Genomic DNA, 14,403 nt, shown 5'->3' with positions numbered 1-14,403 from the left:
GCTATTTGTCAGCCGAATATTAACTTCGTATGGGGACCTTTCAGACCTTTCGGGAAGCCATTAGAGAAGCATTTACTTACCTTTAGACTTCACCGTGGAAACCCCGGAGACGTAGGTGTCTTCCGGGGAATCCTCCGAAAAAGGGTGGCCTCCTGTTCGTGGCAGGAGGCCACTAGACCGCGACCGCGCGGATCCCAACTGCGAGGGGCGTCTTGTCCCCCGAGGCCGTGGCGCCCCTCGCAGCCGCCCGGACGCCGCGGACGCGGAACCGCCTCCCCCGCCCGTGCGTTCACCTCACGTGGCTGCCATCGTCTCGCTCATGGCCGTGGTCTCGATTCCCGGACTGGTGCTGGTACTCGTCGTGCTCGCGTCGATCGATCGAATGGGGCGGGCCGCGCGGCGCCGGTTGCGGCTGCCGTGGCGCTCGCCGGAGTCCGGCCGGCCGCTCGCGGCGCCCGGGCTCGACGAGATGCAGGCGATCTTCTACGCGACCAAACGGCACGAGCTCGACGAGCGGCGCACCTCGCTCATGCTGCGGGACGAGGAAGGCGACGGCGCGCCACCGCGCAGCGAGGTCGACCTCCACTCCGGCAAGGCGGTCATCCGGAAGACGAGGTGACCGGCCCCTCCGCCGATGGCATGAGCGCCGCCGGCGGAGTCGGCCTCTCGGCGAAGGCCGTCTAGGCGGGTTCTCGGCGAACAGTTCCAGGTGGCGGCACCGCGGGCAGCGGTACACGTCGATCTCCCACTGATGTCGCCACCGGCCAAGGGGCGCCCGTACGGCTCCGGCCGGACCGGGGTCGTACGGGCGGCCGGTCAGCGGGCCGCCGTGGCGGTGTGCCGGGTGCCGGTGGTCGCGCCGCTGAGGCGCAGGGCGAGTGCCGGGCACATCTCGACCGCCTGGCGGGCGTCGGCCAGCAACCGTCGGGGCACGCTCGCGCCGTCGATGACCGGGAAGCCGTGCTCGTCCAGGCGGACCAGCTCCGGCAGCAGGTGCCCGCACAGGCCGTGGGCCGCGCAGCGCGTCCAGTCGACGGTGAGCCGCAGGCCGGTCTCCTCGGGCTGCGCGGCCACCGGCTCCTCTCCGGTCGGCAGCAGTCCGCGTACGGGACGGCCGCAGGTGCCGTCCGCCAGGTGCTTCTCGACGTCGGCGGCGAACACGGTCAGCGCCGAGGTGACGAACCGGGCGGAGCCGTCCGGATGATGGCAGGCTCCTCGGCCCTTCACGGTCTGCGTCCCCTGCCGGACGGCCGACAGCGCCTCGCCGCCGCGCCGGCCGGACGCCAGGGCGTTCAGCGACCGGGCGATGGCCGGCACCCCGAGCCGGCACGGCCCGCACTGGCGCGCCGACTCCTCCCCGAGGTAGGCGGCGACGCGGGCGACCTCGCCGAGCGGGCAGACGCCCTTGGGGAGCGGCAGAATGATCCCGGCCCCGAGAGCGCCGCCCGCCCGCGCGATGCCCTCGCGCGACACGAGCGCGCGGTTCGCGGCGGACGGAGTGATCCAGGTGCCGTGGTACCCGCCGACCAGGACGGCCTGGCCGACCTTCGCGCCGCCCAGGTCGAGGATCTGCGCGAGCGGCACGCCGGCCGGTGTCTCGATGACGCGCGGCCGCCCGTCAGCGCCCCAGACGGTCAACAGCACGGTGCCCGGTTCCGCGGCCGTGCCGACCGCGGAGTACAGGTCCGCGCCGAGCTGCGAGAGCAGCGCCAGCTGGGCGAAGGTCTCGGCGTTGGACAGCAGGGTCGGCAGCCCGTCCACGCCGGAGTCGGCGGCCCGCACCTTGCGGCCGGGCGGCAGGGCGGGATTGCCGTTGACCCCGTTGACGAGCGCCCCGCCCTCACCGGTGACGAACCGCTCGGGCAGGCGGACCATGCGCACGAAGCCGCCGAGGCCGCTCTCGGTGATCGCGGTGCGCATCGACCGTGCGGGCCGGCCCTGGTCGGTGACGGCGACGACGACCTCGCGGGCGCCGAGCGCCTGGGCGGCCAGGACCGCGCCGTCCAGGACCAGGTGCGGCGTGCGGTCGAGCAGGAACTTGTCCTTGTGGCTGGCGGGCTCGCCCTCGGTGGCGTTGACCAGGACGACGGGCCGGCAGTCCCGGCTGCGCGCCGACGAGACGACCGCGCTCACCTTCCGGGCGAACGGGAAGGCCGCCCCGCCACGCCCTCGCAGGTCGACCCGCTTGGCCAGGTCGATCAGGTCGCGCAGGCGACGGCGGCGGAAGGCACCGTGGATCTCCCGATGCGACGTCCGGTCGATGCGCTGGAGACGGTCGAGCCCGGCGCCGAGCCGTACGGGGCTGAGATGGCGGAACTCGGTCATCGCCGACCACCGGACCAGCTGCCCTTCTCGGCCCGCAGTGACGCCCAGAAGTGTTCGTCGGGCACATCCGCCTCCGGCCGGGTACGGGGGGCCGCCGTCTGGGGCCGCGTGTGCGCTCGCGCTCCCAGCATGCGCCGGTCACGTGCCATGCGCGGCAGCCGGCTCGCCGCCACGGCCATCACGACCGCGAAGCAGACGACGTAGCTCCACGTCACCCAGGATTTCGGCGCACGGCCGGCGAGGAGTCCGTGGATCATCGCCAGCGGCCACATGACGTACGCGGTGGCGTGCACGGCCCGCCACAGCCAGGGCCGGGAGCGGGCCACGAAACGGCCACGGAGCACACCGGTCACCAGCGCGAGGACCAGCAGGTCACCGGCGATGGTGCCCAGCCCGACGTAGAGGCGGCCCGCTCCGCCGGCGAACGGGATGACGGCCTCCAGGACGCCGGCGTGCGACTCCATGATCTTCAACAGGATGTGTGTCACCAGGAATCCGACGGCCAGCACCGCCATCGCGCGATGCGCCGCCTGGAAGAGGATCCGGAACCGGATCGGCACGAGGCGCTGCGCCGCGCCCACGCCGGCGGTCACCGCGGCCGTCAGCGCGACCAGCGTGAAGACGCCGGAGAAGAACTCCAGGAAGTCCTGTGCCCGCAGGACCGCCGTGGCGCCGGGGCCCGTACGCGCCCCGGCGAGGACGGCGATGAGGAGCAGCAGAGTGGCGACCACGGGCCGGGCGCGCCGGCGCCCGGCGGCGAGCGCGGCGTCAGGTCTGGGCATCGACACCCCCGGGCACGGTGTCGGGGTCCGGCGAGCGGTCCGGGGCCGGCTTGGGCTTGGACGGGCTGGGGCTGGGCGAGACGTCGACGCCGAAGTTGAGCAGCGGGTTGCCCGCCTGCACGCGAAGGCCCTCGCGTTCGGCGAACGCCTCACCGGGAGCGTCGTGGACCGTCCATCCTCCGATCCGCCATCCGTCCAGCGACACCGGGCCGTCCGGGCCCCGCAGCCCGAAGCGGACGAGCGGGCGGGACGCCTGACCGCCGCCGCAGGGCTGGTCGGTGCCGGCGTGCCCGAGGTAGTCGCCCTGCCGTACCCGTTCGCCGTCGGGGACCTCGGTGAGCCGGTCCAGCTGGTAGTACTCGGTGGCCGTGCCGTCGTCACCGATCACCAGCACCAGGCCGCGGTCCGGTGAGGAGGAGCACAGCCGGTAGACCCGTCCCGCCGAGGCGGCGAGGACACGGCCGTCCCCGCCGTCGAAGGACAGGCCGCGGTCCGTGGGCACCAGCGTCCACGACTGGCCGATGGCCCAGGGCAGCATCAGCGGCGCTCCGCCGGCGTTCTCGGCCGGGGTGCTCTTGGCCGCGGCGAACTTCCGCAGGGTGGTGCGCTCGCCGGCGGACAGGATCGAGGTGGGGGCCTCGGTCACCATCGCGGCGAAGTCCGGCGACCCGGCCAGAGCCGCCTTCCACGTCCTGCCGGTGGCGTGGGCCAGGAACAGCGAGGCCTCCGGCATCGCGGTGCTGTCGTCCGGCGGCGGTATCGCCTCCGTGCCGAGCACCCACCTGCGTTTCTTGTCGAACCGGCTCTGGTGCACGACGGGTGAGGCGACCGTCCGCACGCCGTACTCGCTGCGCGCGGCGGCGCCGCGCCGGCGCAGCGCCAGCTTCTGGACCTGGCGGTCGAGCAGGACCGTCGGGCTGACCGGCTTGTGACGCTGCTTCGAACGCGACGGCGGCGTGTGGCGCGCGCCACCGCGCGCGGGACCGGGAGCGGCGACCGGGCGGTGGCGGGGTCCGACCGGAAGCACCTTCTCCTCGACGATGGCGGCCAGCACCACGCCGACGGCGATGACCACCGCCGTGCTGGCCGCGCCGGCCCGGTTGACCAGCGAGAGCAATAAGTGCCCGCTACGCGGCGAACCGGGCGACGCCACTTTTCGGTGACGGCTGGGCATCGAACCACCTCCTGGGGGACCTGAAGTGATCCAAAACCGATGCGAGGAGTGTAAGAGTTCACCCCCACTAACGCAGTCATCTCGGGGGAAAAGCCGAAAATCGCCACATAATCGCAGGTGAAGGCCCGCAGCCGCGAGCCGCGCCGCCCGGGTCCGCTTCGCTCACGCGAGGATCGAGCGGCCGCCGAACCGGGGACGCAGCTGATCCTGGATCTTCGTGGCGCTGGCGTTCACCAGGCGTACGGCCGCGGCGAGCACGGCCTCGTTCACGGTCTCACCGAACAGCGAGTAGTCGAACTCCAGGGTGGCCGTGTCGGCGTCGCCCTCGGCGTAGAAGCTGAGGGCGCCGAAGAGGAAGTTGCCGCCGTTGACCGCGACGTGCCGGGTGACCTCAGGGGTGAGCCCGAGGTCCACCAGGACGGGCGCCCGGACGTTCACCCGCCCCCTTCCGGTGAACACCTCGGTCACCTCGACGAAGACCACGGTCTTGGCGAACGGCACGATGATGGCGCCGTGCCGGTTGACGTAGACGCCGTCGAACCGGCTCCGCACCCAGTCGAGGCATCGCGCGCGCAGTGCGTCGGTGAGCTCAGACATGACCACGTCCCTGGTGTCCTTCGCCTGGCGTTCGCCGTCCTGCCGTAATTTTTGGTGGCAAGACGTTATTGTCACCGCGCAATTCACACGCGTCATCATGTATTGGACGTAGCGCACATACGCAGCATCCCAGCTCGCATTTCCCGACTTCTGCCTATTTAATAGCCGCTTGTCGGTCGCCATCGGCGACAGGCCGCGTCCGCCGTCGTCCGCGCGCCGAGCCGAGCATGTCCCCGACGGACACCAGCAGCGCCGCTCCCACGACGGCGGCCGAGGTGAACACGCCCCGGCCCGCGGCAAGGCGGTGATCGCCGTGGGAAGCGGCGAGCGTGCCGAGGAAGGACCATCCGACCACGGCGAGGCCGAACGCCGATCCGATCCGCTGCCCGGTCTGCAGGACCGCCGCCGCGGTGCCGCCCTGGGCCGCAGGAACGCCCTGAAGGGCGAGCGTCAGATTCGGTCCGATCACCAGCCCGCTGCCCATGCCGGCGATCAACAAGGGGCCGGCGAGCACCGCCCACATCGGCGTCCGGCCATGGACGTGGATCAAAACGCCCACGGTCACCAGCGCGAGCACCACGGTGAGGGCTCCGGCGGCGACCAGCAGGCGACCGAACCGGTACGCCGCGCGGCCGCCGACCGCGGCGCTGATCGATGAGCCGATCGGGAACGGCGCTCCCGCCGCTCCCGCGGCGAACGCGGAGTACCCCAGGCCCCGCTGGAAGTAGAGCGACAGCACGAAAACGAGTCCGGTGTACCCGGCGAAATAGACCACTCCAATGAGGAACCCGATCGCGTAAGGCCGGTGGCGCAGCAGCCGAAGGTCGACCAGCGGCACGCCCTTCCGGCGGCCGTGGTTCCGCTCCCAGGCGACGAAACACGCCAGCAGCACGGGGCCGAACCCGAGCAGCGGCCACGGCACCGGCCCCTGCCCTCCCCCGGCTCGGATCAGCGGCAGGATGATCGCGGCGATCCCGGCGCCGAGCAGCACGACACCGACCGGGTCGAGCCGGGCCGGCCGGCGGTGCCCGCGGTCGCGCGGAAGCAACCGGATCCCGAGCGCGAGCGTCACCGCGCCGATCGGCAGGTTCACGAAGAAGACCCACCGCCAGCCGTCCGCCGAGCCGGCGGCCTGGATCAGCAGTCCGCCGACCGGCGGGCCGACCGCGGTGGCCGCCGCGACCATCGCGCCGTAGAGCCCGGCGGCCGTGCCGCGTTCGCGCCCCTCGAACAACTGCTGCATCAGCCCGACCACCTGAGGTGTCAGCAACCCGCCCGCGACGCCCTGAGCCAGCCGGGCGCACACGAGCCAGGTGCCGGAGGCGGACAGCCCGCACACGACGCTCACCACGGTGAACGAGGCCACACCGAGCAGAAACACGCGGCGGCGTCCGAAGCCGTCGCCGAGCCTGCCCGAGGGCACCAGGGCCAGCCCGAACGTCAGCGTGTAGCCGGCCACCACCCAGGACAGCTGCGACGACGACGTCCGCAGACCGGCCTGCACGGACGGCAGCGCGACGTTCACCACGCTGACATCGAGCAAGGTCATGAACCCGGCCATCAGGCAGACCGCGAACGCCCGCCATCGGTTCGGGTCCACTCCCGGTATCGGCTCTGATCGGGGCACCGGTTCTCCTCCACGCGTCTCGCCGACCTCATGTGCGGTCCCAGTGCAGCCGCGCGGGAGGACGGCGATCAACGATCGAACGCACCGTGGAACAATCACCGATGGGAATCAGCGGAGGGTAGGCAGTGGAGGTCCGCCAGCTTCGTTACTTCGTCGCCGTCGCGGAGATCGGCCACTTCGGCCGGGCGGCGGAGTCGCTGCACATCGTCCAGCCGGCCGTCAGCAAGCAGATCGCCGCCCTCGAACGCGAGCTCGGCCTCACGCTGTTCGACCGTTCGCACCGGCAGATCAGGCTCACGGCCGACGGCGAGGCGTTCCTCCCCCACGCCCGTCGAGCGCTCCGCGGCATCGACCGCGCCGAAAAGGCGGCCGCCGACCTCGCCGCCGGCGGAGCCGGGATTCTCCGCATCGGCGGCGCCCGCGGGCTCGGCAGGCGCCTGGAGGACATCCTCGCCGCGTTCCGGCGCACCCACCCGAACGTCATGATCCAGCTGACGACCATCACGTCCGTTCCGGACAAGCTGGCGGCGGTCGCCGCCGGAGACCTGGACGCGGCGTTCGTCTCCGTCCCGCCGCACACCCCAGGAGTCGCCGTCCACCATCTGTGGGACGAGCCGCTGCTGCTCGCCGTCCCCGCGCGGCGGGCGGCCACCGCCGCCGGCCTCGCGTCCCTGGGCGACCTGCCCCTCGCTCGCGCCCCGCGCGAGGAGGACCCCGGAACCTTCGACCTGATCACGAACGCCTGCCGGGCAGCGGGGTTCGTGCCTCGGCCCGGCCCCGCCCTCACCCACGCTCAGGACATCCTCGCCGGGCCCGTCGCGGCCGGGCACTGCTGGGCGCTGCTGCCCTCCAGCGCGATCCGGGCCGAGTCGGCGGCGGTCTCCTTCGTCGAGCCGGCCCCGCCGATTTTCATGCCCACCGCGCTCGCCGTGCCCGATCCGACCCGGCGCGCGCTGGTGACCGGCCTGCTCGCCGCCGCCGGAACCGTTGCCCGGGATCCTGCGTAACGGGTACGCGGTCAGCGCGAGGTGAGCGCGTCGAGGGCGGTGTCGACGTCCGCCTCGGTGGTGTAGAGGTGGAAGGACACGCGCAGGCGGCCGTCCCTCACCGCGGCACGGATGTCCGCCGCGTCCAGGCGCTCCTCCGCTCCGGGCACGTCCACGCTCACGATCGCGCTGTCCGACGGAGGCAGGCCGAGGCCCTCGCGGAAACGGTTGGCGAGCGCCACGTTGTGCGCCCTGATCGGCTCGACGCCGATGTCGTTCAACAGGTCCAGCGACGGCGCGGCGCCCACGTAGGAGAACCACGCGGGCGAGATGTCGAAGCGCCGCGCCGAGGCGGCCAGGCGCAGCGGCGGGCCGTAGTAGGCGTGCTCCTCCCCCGCGTACCAGCCGGCGGCGGCCGGCCGGATCCGGTCGCGTACCGCCTCCCCGACGTAGCAGAACGCGGCGCCGCGCGGGGCCATCAGCCACTTGTACGCCGCGCAGGCGAGCACGTCGTAGCGCGTCGCGTCCACCGGCAGCCAGCCCACCGCCTGGGTGGCGTCCGCGACGACCAGCGCGCCCACGGACCGGGCGGCGGCCAGGACGTCCTCCACCGGGGCGAGCGCACCCGTCGCCGACTGCACGACGCTGAAGGCCACCGCCGCCGTACGCCGGTCGACGGCGTCGGCCAGCCGGTCCGGCGGCACCGTCCGCACGTTCAGGTCCTGGACGAGCCAGGGGAAGAGGTTGGAGGTGAACTCGATGTCGGGCACGACGACGTCCGCGCCGGGCGGCAGGGACGCGGCGACGGGTGCCAGCAGCTGCGATACCGTGGCGCCGACCGCGACGTCGTCGGCGGAGGCGCCGACCAGCCGCGCGAACGCCGCCCGCGAGCGGCCCGTCGCCAGGTCCCATCCGGCCCACGGCCGGGTGCCCCGCTGCCACTCGTCCAGCGCCCGCCGTACCGCCTCGACCGTCGGCCTCGGCGGCAGGCCGTAGCTCGCCGTGTTGAGCCAGCCCGGCTCGGGTTCCCACAGACGTACCGCATCGCGAAGATCCACGGTTCCAGTGTGCCCGCGAGCCGCCCGCACCGGATCCGCCCACTATCGTCGAGACATGGCCGAGGATGAGGGATCCGTGCGGGTCGACGTCTGGATCTGGTCGGTACGCCTGGTGAAGACGCGGTCGATGGCGACGGCGGCGTGCCGGGGCGGGCACGTCCGCGTCAACGACCAGCGCGTCAAGCCGGCGTCCCCGGTACGGCCGGGCGACGAGGTGCGGGTGCGCCACGACGGGCGCGAGCGGGTCGTGGTCGTCCGCCGCATCGTGAGCAAGCGCGTGGGCGCCGCCGTCGCGCAGGAGTGCCTCACCGACAACAGCCCGCCCCCGCCGCCGCGCGAGATGCTGATGCCGGTCGCGCGCCGGGAGCGCGGCGCCGGACGCCCCACCAAGCGGGAGCGCCGGGAGCTGGACCGCCTCCGCAGCCAGTGACCGGCCGCCGTTTCACCGAGCGATCGGGCGGTTCGGCGTCCGTCAGGTACGGGCCTCGACCGGGGCGACGCGGGCCGCGAGGTTCTCGCGGAGACGGGTCAGGCGAGCGATCTCCTCATCCAGCGCGGCGATCCGCCGCTGGACGACTCCCGAGGTCCCGTCGCACGCGGCCGGGTCCCCGTACGGCGGCAGGGTGTCGCCCTCGAAGAGGTCCAGACGGTCCGCGCAACTGCGAACGTCCGCGACCGTCAGGCCGAGCGAAAGCAGCTGGCGGATGATCCGGATGCGGGCCACGTCGCGCGGTCCGTACTCCCGCTGTCCGGTCGCGGTGCGCCGTGGCGGCGGCAGCAGCCCGTTCTGCTCGTAGAACCGCAGGGCGCGGGGCGTGGTCCCCGCCGCTGCCGCCGCGTCGCCGATCCGCATCAGTCCTCCAGTGCCACCACGACCGTGCCCAGGTGCCGTCCGCTCATCATGTCGTGCAACGCCCGGGGCGCGTTCTCGATGCCCGGAACGCGGACGTACGGGAAGACGATCTCACCGGAGCGCAGCCAGCCCGCGAACCGGTCGAGCCACTCCCCGTCCGCGTCCGCCCGGCCCGGGTCGCTGTAGCCGATCATCGTGATCCGCTTGACGATGAGCGCGAACGAGTCGAGTTCGACCGGGGCCGTCGTACCGCCGCCTCCTTCGGACATCTGCCCCGACAAGGCTCCGACCAGCACGAACCTGGCCTCTTGGCGGGCCACTGCCACGGCCGCGCGCAGGTCCTCGCCGCCGACGTTGTCGAACAGGACGTCGACGCCGTCCGGCGCGGCCTTGGCGAGCTGTTCCTCCAGCGGGCCCGCGCCGCGGACCACGGCCGCGTCGTAGCCGAACTCGGCCACCATCCGCTCCGCCTTGGCCGCGGAGCCCGTGCTGCCGACGACCCGGCCCGCGCCGAGCAGCCGGGCGATCTGGCCTGCCATCGACCCCACCGACCCGGCGCCGCCGGAGACGAACACGACGTCCCCAGGCCTCACCTGGGCGCGGGTGAGCGCCTCAAAGGCGGTACGGGCCTGGGCGAGGTGCGCGACCGGGTCCGGCAGGGCGTCGCCGAGGGGCTCGCACCCTCCCGCGTCCAGGACGGCGTACTCGCGCCATCCCTGCCAGTGCGCGACCAGGTCGCCGGGGCGCAGGCCACCGCCGTCCGGGGCCGTGACGACCTCGCCGATCGCCGGGCCGAACAGCGGGTCGCCGGGGCGCAGCCCGGCGAACGGCGCTCCTTCGACGCTTCCGCCGATCAGCGTGCGCAGCGCGGCGAACACGTGGAAGAAGCGGTTCTTGACCAGCACCTCGCCGGGTCCGGGCTCGGGAACCGGGACCTCGGCGACGGTGAAGTCCTCCGGCCGTGGAATCCCGGACGGCGCCGCGCCGAGACGCACCTCACGTGACGTACGGGGGTGTTCGGACATCGTTCACTCCTCAGGAGAACGCGCGACAGGAAGCGCCGCACGTTAACTCCTGACCCGCACGTCAGGGGCAAGCCCGCCGTCTCACGATGTGGACGGCGGGACCTCACGCGCCGCGGAGCGGGACGACGGCCTCGCTTGTGTAGGCGAGGAAGGTGAACGACTCCTGGAAGTACAGCTCGACGCTCGTCGCGTCGTGCGACAGGTAGCCGATCGAGACGTCCTGGCCGATGCGCAGTTCGAAGTCGCCGCCGCGCGTCGACAGCAGGAACGCGCCGTCGATGGCCGGGGCCCAGACGATCTCCCCGTCCAGCAGGCGGGCGATGTGCTGGTGGATCGGGTACCCGTGGTCGGAGGTCTCGCTCACCGCGGTGAAGGCGTCGGCGCTGAGCGCCAGGGTGTACGGGCCACCGACGCCCGCCAGGCGGAGGGTGCTCACGGCATGGCTGACGGCGTCCGGATAGTCGCGGACGTCGTCCGGCAGGGTGATCGCCGGGTTGGACGCACCGGCGCGCAGGCCCGTGATGCCGGCCGCGGCGTATCCCTCGAAGACCGCGCGGTCCTCGGCGAAGGCGATCTGGCGGGCGGCGTCCTTCACGGGCTGCCAGTCGGCGTCCTTGGCTCCGCGCTCGACGTCGTCGACCTGCCCGCGGTCGACCGTGAACGGCACCCGCAGCTCGACGATGGGCTGGACCCGGCGCGTACGGGCGATGACGCCCACGGCGGGCGCGGCGACGTCGTCCAGGTGCCCGGTCGCCACCGCCGACAGCTCGATGCCTCCGGGCTCGGGCACGTCGACGATCCGGCGGGCGGCCACGTGGCGCTCGAACGTCCGGCGGGCCTCCTCCTCCAGGTCGGCCCAGGCGGCGGAGGAGATCGGGGCGAGTTCGCGGTGCAGGTTGTTCATCGCGTGATCGTTCCTTTCAGGTCGCCGATCCCCAGCGAGCCGTCGTGCGAAACTTCGGTGGTCGTGGGCCGGGTCTCGACGCCGGCCCGCGACCCGGACGATTTCGGCGGGCCGGGCGGGTCGTCGAGCAGGTCGGCGCTCGGGACGAAGAACAGGGTGCCGGTCACGGCGGTGGAGAAGTCCAGAATCCGGTCGTGGCTCGCGTTCTCGTCGCCGAGGAACATGCGCTCGAGCATCCGCTCGGTGACGTCCGGCGTGCGGGCGTAACCGATGAAGTACGTGCCGAACTCGCCACGTCCCACGGACCCGAAGGGCATGTTGTCGCGCAGGATCTGGCGTTCGGTGCCGTCGGGGTCGACGATCGTGGTGAGCGCGACGTGGGAGTCGGCCGGCTTGACGTCGTCGTCCAGCTCGATGTCGTCGAGCTTCGTACGGCCGATGACCTTCTCCTGCGCCTCGACCGTCAGATCGTTCCACGCCTGGAGGTCGTGCAGGTACTTCTGCACGATGACGTAGCTGCCGCCGGCGAAGTCGGCGTCCTCCTCGCCGATCAGCACCGCGTCCTCCGCCTCCGGCCCTTCCGGGTTCTCGGTGCCGTCGACGAAGCCGAGCAGGTCACGGACGTCCAGGTACTTGAAGCCGTACACCTCGTCGCGCACGGTCACCGCGCCGCGCAGCCGCTTCATGATCTGCGTCGCCAGCGCGAAGCACAGGTCGTGCCGCTGGGCGCGGATGTGGAACAGCAGGTCGCCCGGCGTGGAGACCGCGTGGTGCACCGGGCCGGTCAGCTCCCGGAAGGGGTGCAGCCCGGCGGGACGCGGCCCGCCGAACAGACGGTCCCACGCCTCCGAGCCGATGCCCGTCACGCAGCTCAGCCGGTCGTCCGGCGCCGGGAAGCCGATCGAGCGCCGCAGGCCGGCCAGGTCGGGCAGCAGCTCGCGTACGGCGGGCTCCCCGCCCGGGTCGATCGTCACCACCAGGAATATCGCCGCCCTGGTCAGCGGGCTGAGCACCGCCTGCGGCTCGACGCGCTCGTTCGGCTCCCCCATCGGCGCCTCTTTCCTGTACTCGTCCGGTCCGGGCCGCGGCGCCGGCGGTCGTCTGCCCTCACCGGGCGGACACGGCCGCCGACCGGCTCGGGACTCGCCACGATACCGAGCCGCGCGGGCCCGGCCACGGACCGGGCGACCGGGTCATCCGCCGCCGGCCGCGGTGGGTGTTACTGCTCGGCGGCCCGCAGGGCGGCTTCCAGGACGCGGACCGTGTTCTCCCATTCGGTGCCGGCGTGGCGGTCCGCCATGTCGCGCAGGCCCCCGGCGACGTTGCGGTAGAAGTCCGCGAACGCCGTGACGCCGTCGAGGGCACGCGCGGCCGAGGTCTCATAGCCGGGCCGTCCCTCGGCGCCCTTGTAGAACTTCGTTCCGAGGTCGTCGCCGCCCCAGAAGTTCCCGATGGCGTCCAGCGCGCTCCGCGCCGCGGCGAGCTTCGCGCCGATCTCACCGCCTTCGTCCTGCAACGCGCCCGCGACGGAGCGGATGTAGCCCGGGTGGACCTCCGTGGGCGGCAGGGCGAGCCGCATGCCGACCCGCAGCCCCCCCGGGTCGTCGCCGATGACGGCGCGGTTGGCCTCATAGATGTCACGCCACTTGGAGGGGTCCTCGTACAGGTCCTGGGCGATGCCCGTCAGCGTGCTGTGGGGCGTGTCCCACGGGGTGACGGTGACGTGGGTCGGCGGCGCCGGGGGCAGCGGTGTCATGGCGGGTCCTCCTGGAGGGTCGGGTGGGGTCAGCCGGCCGGCTTGTGCGCCATGGTCCCGTAGAGGAGTACCCGTAGCGTCGTGTCCTTGGCGGTGGGGACCAGGTCGTCGCCGCTCTTGCCGTTGAGAGCGCCGTAGGTGGGCCCGTAGCCGATGGAGCCGCCCGCCAGGCGGGAGACGAAGTACTGCACCTCCTTGTTGCTGGTGATCGCGCTCACCGGTTTGATCGCGGCGTCGAACACGCCGTAGAAGGCGACGGAGGCGAGGAACTCCTTCATGACCTCCTCGATGTTGTCGCCCCACGAGCCGACGTCGTCGCCCCGCAGCGCCTTGACCCCGTCCATCACGGCGACGTCGCCGACGGCGAAGAACGCGCTGCCGATGGAGTATTCCGTCAGCTTGGCGAGCAGCGTACGGGCGATCGCGCTCTCCAGCAGCCTGGCCAGGATCCCGGCCTCCGCTCGCCGCATGAGGAACTGGGTGATCTCGTACGCGGCGCCCGCCTGCCAGGGGAACGTGGTGATGAACATCGCGCTCGCGAAGTTGGCCCACGCCATGGTGGCGAAGGTGTGCTGCGCCTTCTCGACGAGCGACGCGTACTCCTCGCAGGCCTCGCTCATGCGCCGGCACAGGTCGGCGAGCCGCGTCGCCTCGCCCCTGGCCGGAGGGTCCGGGGCGGCGTACTTGTGCCAGAACTTCGCGAAGGCGTCGACGCCCTCGCCCGCGTTGTTCGTCGTGATCGCGTGCGCGGCGTCGTCGCCGTTCCGCCCCCAGTCCAGGACGTCGCCGGCGAGACCGGCCCACACCTGGCCCGCCTGCCGCGCCCGGCCGGGGTCGCCCTCGGGGTACGGGGTGGCCAGCATGGAGAAGACCAGAAGCGCGATGTTCCCGCCGACGAAGAGCTCACCCGGGTGAAACCCGCCCGCAAGGCGCACTCCGCTCAGCGCTGTCACGGGCCCTCCTGGTCGCCGAACGGCGACTCGGCGGTGAACTCGGGGAACGCCTCGCGCATCCTGGCCGCCGTCTCGTGCTGGAGCAGGTCGAGGGCGTCGTTCGTCATCTCGACGAGGCGCCCGGCGAGCTCCTCCACGTCGAGGCGTTTCACCCGGGGATCGAGGGTGAGCGCGTGCAGACGGCCGTGGCCGCCGACCGTGAGTTCGATCAGCCCGTCGTTGCTCTTGGCCTCGATCGCGACGGCCGACAGCTCGTCCCGCACCTTGCGGGACCGTTCTTCGAGTGCGCGCAGCTCCGCTTCCAGCGTTTCCCGGTCGGCGTCCACAGGCCCCTCGCATTGTCGGCTAAACCCATCGACATAG

The 14,403-nt window shown here is 72.6% G+C and carries 16 protein-coding genes; 3 read left to right on the top strand and 13 right to left on the bottom strand.

The genetic code is table 11. The features are described from left to right. The first annotated feature begins 298 nt into the window (after positions 1-298). Positions 299-619: a DUF6191 domain-containing protein gene (locus OG417_RS26215; protein WP_329261411.1), complete on the top strand. Its 321-nt coding sequence runs from the start codon at positions 299-301 to the stop codon at positions 617-619. Between the two features lie 197 nt (positions 620-816). Here the strand turns inward: OG417_RS26215 and OG417_RS26210 are convergent, their stop codons facing one another. The 5 genes from OG417_RS26210 to OG417_RS26190 all read right to left on the bottom strand — a co-directional run bounded on the left by OG417_RS26210 (position 817) and on the right by OG417_RS26190 (position 6,478). Continuing rightward, the gene (locus OG417_RS26210; protein ID WP_329261408.1) at positions 817-2,325 is read right to left on the bottom strand and encodes an NADH-ubiquinone oxidoreductase-F iron-sulfur binding region domain-containing protein; all 1,509 of its coding nucleotides are present in this window, start codon (positions 2,323-2,325) and stop codon (positions 817-819) included. Next, positions 2,322-3,107, bottom strand: coding sequence for a hypothetical protein (locus tag OG417_RS26205; RefSeq protein ID WP_329261405.1), 786 nt, complete (start codon positions 3,105-3,107; stop codon positions 2,322-2,324). Before OG417_RS26205 ends, OG417_RS26210 begins: the two co-directional genes overlap by 4 nt. Beyond that, on the bottom strand, positions 3,094-4,224 hold the full coding sequence (locus tag OG417_RS26200) for a M23 family metallopeptidase (protein ID WP_329261402.1): 1,131 nt from the start codon (positions 4,222-4,224) through the stop codon (positions 3,094-3,096). The genes OG417_RS26205 and OG417_RS26200 overlap by 14 nt, the downstream gene beginning before the upstream one ends. 219 nt (positions 4,225-4,443) lie before the next feature. Then, positions 4,444-4,878 carry a T3SS (YopN, CesT) and YbjN peptide-binding chaperone 1 gene (locus OG417_RS26195; protein ID WP_329261399.1) on the bottom strand — a complete coding sequence of 145 codons (435 nt, stop codon included), beginning with the start codon at positions 4,876-4,878 and terminating at the stop codon, positions 4,444-4,446. A 154-nt stretch (positions 4,879-5,032) separates the two neighbouring features. Continuing rightward, positions 5,033-6,478 (bottom strand): MFS transporter, encoded by a 1,446-nt coding sequence (locus tag OG417_RS26190; RefSeq protein ID WP_329261395.1) that lies wholly within the window; start codon positions 6,476-6,478, stop codon positions 5,033-5,035. A 152-nt stretch (positions 6,479-6,630) separates the two neighbouring features. On the opposite strand from OG417_RS26190, the gene OG417_RS26185 reads away from it, so the two are divergent. Next, positions 6,631-7,512 carry a LysR family transcriptional regulator gene (locus OG417_RS26185; RefSeq protein ID WP_329261392.1) on the top strand — a complete coding sequence of 294 codons (882 nt, stop codon included), beginning with the start codon at positions 6,631-6,633 and terminating at the stop codon, positions 7,510-7,512. A gap of 11 nt (positions 7,513-7,523) precedes the next feature. Here OG417_RS26185 and OG417_RS26180 read toward each other — a convergent pair whose 3' ends face one another. Then, the gene (locus OG417_RS26180) at positions 7,524-8,549 is read right to left on the bottom strand and encodes an aminotransferase class V-fold PLP-dependent enzyme (RefSeq protein WP_329261388.1); all 1,026 of its coding nucleotides are present in this window, start codon (positions 8,547-8,549) and stop codon (positions 7,524-7,526) included. 55 nt (positions 8,550-8,604) lie between these two features. Here OG417_RS26180 and OG417_RS26175 point away from each other — a divergent pair, with 55 nt between their 5' ends. Further along, positions 8,605-8,979 carry an RNA-binding S4 domain-containing protein gene (locus tag OG417_RS26175; RefSeq protein ID WP_329261385.1) on the top strand — a complete coding sequence of 125 codons (375 nt, stop codon included), beginning with the start codon at positions 8,605-8,607 and terminating at the stop codon, positions 8,977-8,979. A 42-nt stretch (positions 8,980-9,021) separates the two neighbouring features. On the opposite strand, the gene OG417_RS26170 is transcribed toward OG417_RS26175, so the two are convergent. The 7 genes from OG417_RS26170 to OG417_RS26140 all read right to left on the bottom strand — a co-directional run bounded on the left by OG417_RS26170 (position 9,022) and on the right by OG417_RS26140 (position 14,366). Further along, positions 9,022-9,402 carry a MerR family transcriptional regulator gene (locus OG417_RS26170; RefSeq protein ID WP_329261380.1) on the bottom strand — a complete coding sequence of 127 codons (381 nt, stop codon included), beginning with the start codon at positions 9,400-9,402 and terminating at the stop codon, positions 9,022-9,024. Then, positions 9,402-10,427 (bottom strand): MDR family NADP-dependent oxidoreductase, encoded by a 1,026-nt coding sequence (locus OG417_RS26165; RefSeq protein ID WP_329261378.1) that lies wholly within the window; start codon positions 10,425-10,427, stop codon positions 9,402-9,404. The genes OG417_RS26170 and OG417_RS26165 overlap by 1 nt, the downstream gene beginning before the upstream one ends. A 103-nt stretch (positions 10,428-10,530) precedes the next feature. After that, entirely contained in the window at positions 10,531-11,331 is an 801-nt protein-coding gene (locus OG417_RS26160) for a family 1 encapsulin nanocompartment shell protein (RefSeq protein ID WP_329261375.1), read from the bottom strand. Beyond that, positions 11,328-12,380: a Dyp-type peroxidase gene (locus OG417_RS26155; RefSeq protein ID WP_329261372.1), complete on the bottom strand. Its 1,053-nt coding sequence runs from the start codon at positions 12,378-12,380 to the stop codon at positions 11,328-11,330. The genes OG417_RS26160 and OG417_RS26155 overlap by 4 nt, the downstream gene beginning before the upstream one ends. A 170-nt stretch (positions 12,381-12,550) precedes the next feature. Next, a complete protein-coding gene (locus OG417_RS26150) occupies positions 12,551-13,087 on the bottom strand; it encodes a LysM peptidoglycan-binding domain-containing protein (RefSeq protein ID WP_329261369.1) in 537 nt (178 codons plus the stop codon). A gap of 29 nt (positions 13,088-13,116) precedes the next feature. Next, on the bottom strand, positions 13,117-14,040 hold the full coding sequence (locus tag OG417_RS26145) for a WXG100-like domain-containing protein (RefSeq protein WP_329261366.1): 924 nt from the start codon (positions 14,038-14,040) through the stop codon (positions 13,117-13,119). Next, the gene (locus OG417_RS26140; protein WP_329261364.1) at positions 14,037-14,366 is read right to left on the bottom strand and encodes a YbaB/EbfC family nucleoid-associated protein; all 330 of its coding nucleotides are present in this window, start codon (positions 14,364-14,366) and stop codon (positions 14,037-14,039) included. Before OG417_RS26140 ends, OG417_RS26145 begins: the two co-directional genes overlap by 4 nt. Positions 14,367-14,403: the final 37 nt, after the last annotated feature.

The organism is Actinoallomurus sp. NBC_01490, assembly GCF_036227085.1.
Lineage (GTDB): Bacteria > Actinomycetota > Actinomycetes > Streptosporangiales > Streptosporangiaceae > Actinoallomurus > Actinoallomurus oryzae.
Note: the sequence above shows the minus strand (reverse complement) of the source record. Positions and strands in the feature narration are given on the sequence as shown.

What these genes read in the sequence shown, in the direction of transcription:
- OG417_RS26210 (WP_329261408.1), bottom strand. Translation starts at nt 2,325, where the DNA reads ATGACCGAGTTCCGCCATCTCAGCCCCGTACGGCTCGGCGCCGGGCTC.
- OG417_RS26205 (WP_329261405.1), bottom strand. Translation starts at nt 3,107, where the DNA reads ATGCCCAGACCTGACGCCGCGCTCGCCGCCGGGCGCCGGCGCGCCCGG.
- OG417_RS26195 (WP_329261399.1), bottom strand. Translation starts at nt 4,878, where the DNA reads ATGTCTGAGCTCACCGACGCACTGCGCGCGCGATGCCTCGACTGGGTG.
- OG417_RS26175 (WP_329261385.1), top strand. Translation starts at nt 8,605, where the DNA reads ATGGCCGAGGATGAGGGATCCGTGCGGGTCGACGTCTGGATCTGGTCG.
- OG417_RS26170 (WP_329261380.1), bottom strand. Translation starts at nt 9,402, where the DNA reads ATGCGGATCGGCGACGCGGCGGCAGCGGCGGGGACCACGCCCCGCGCC.
- OG417_RS26165 (WP_329261378.1), bottom strand. Translation starts at nt 10,427, where the DNA reads ATGTCCGAACACCCCCGTACGTCACGTGAGGTGCGTCTCGGCGCGGCG.
- OG417_RS26160 (WP_329261375.1), bottom strand. Translation starts at nt 11,331, where the DNA reads ATGAACAACCTGCACCGCGAACTCGCCCCGATCTCCTCCGCCGCCTGG.
- OG417_RS26155 (WP_329261372.1), bottom strand. Translation starts at nt 12,380, where the DNA reads ATGGGGGAGCCGAACGAGCGCGTCGAGCCGCAGGCGGTGCTCAGCCCG.
- OG417_RS26150 (WP_329261369.1), bottom strand. Translation starts at nt 13,087, where the DNA reads ATGACACCGCTGCCCCCGGCGCCGCCGACCCACGTCACCGTCACCCCG.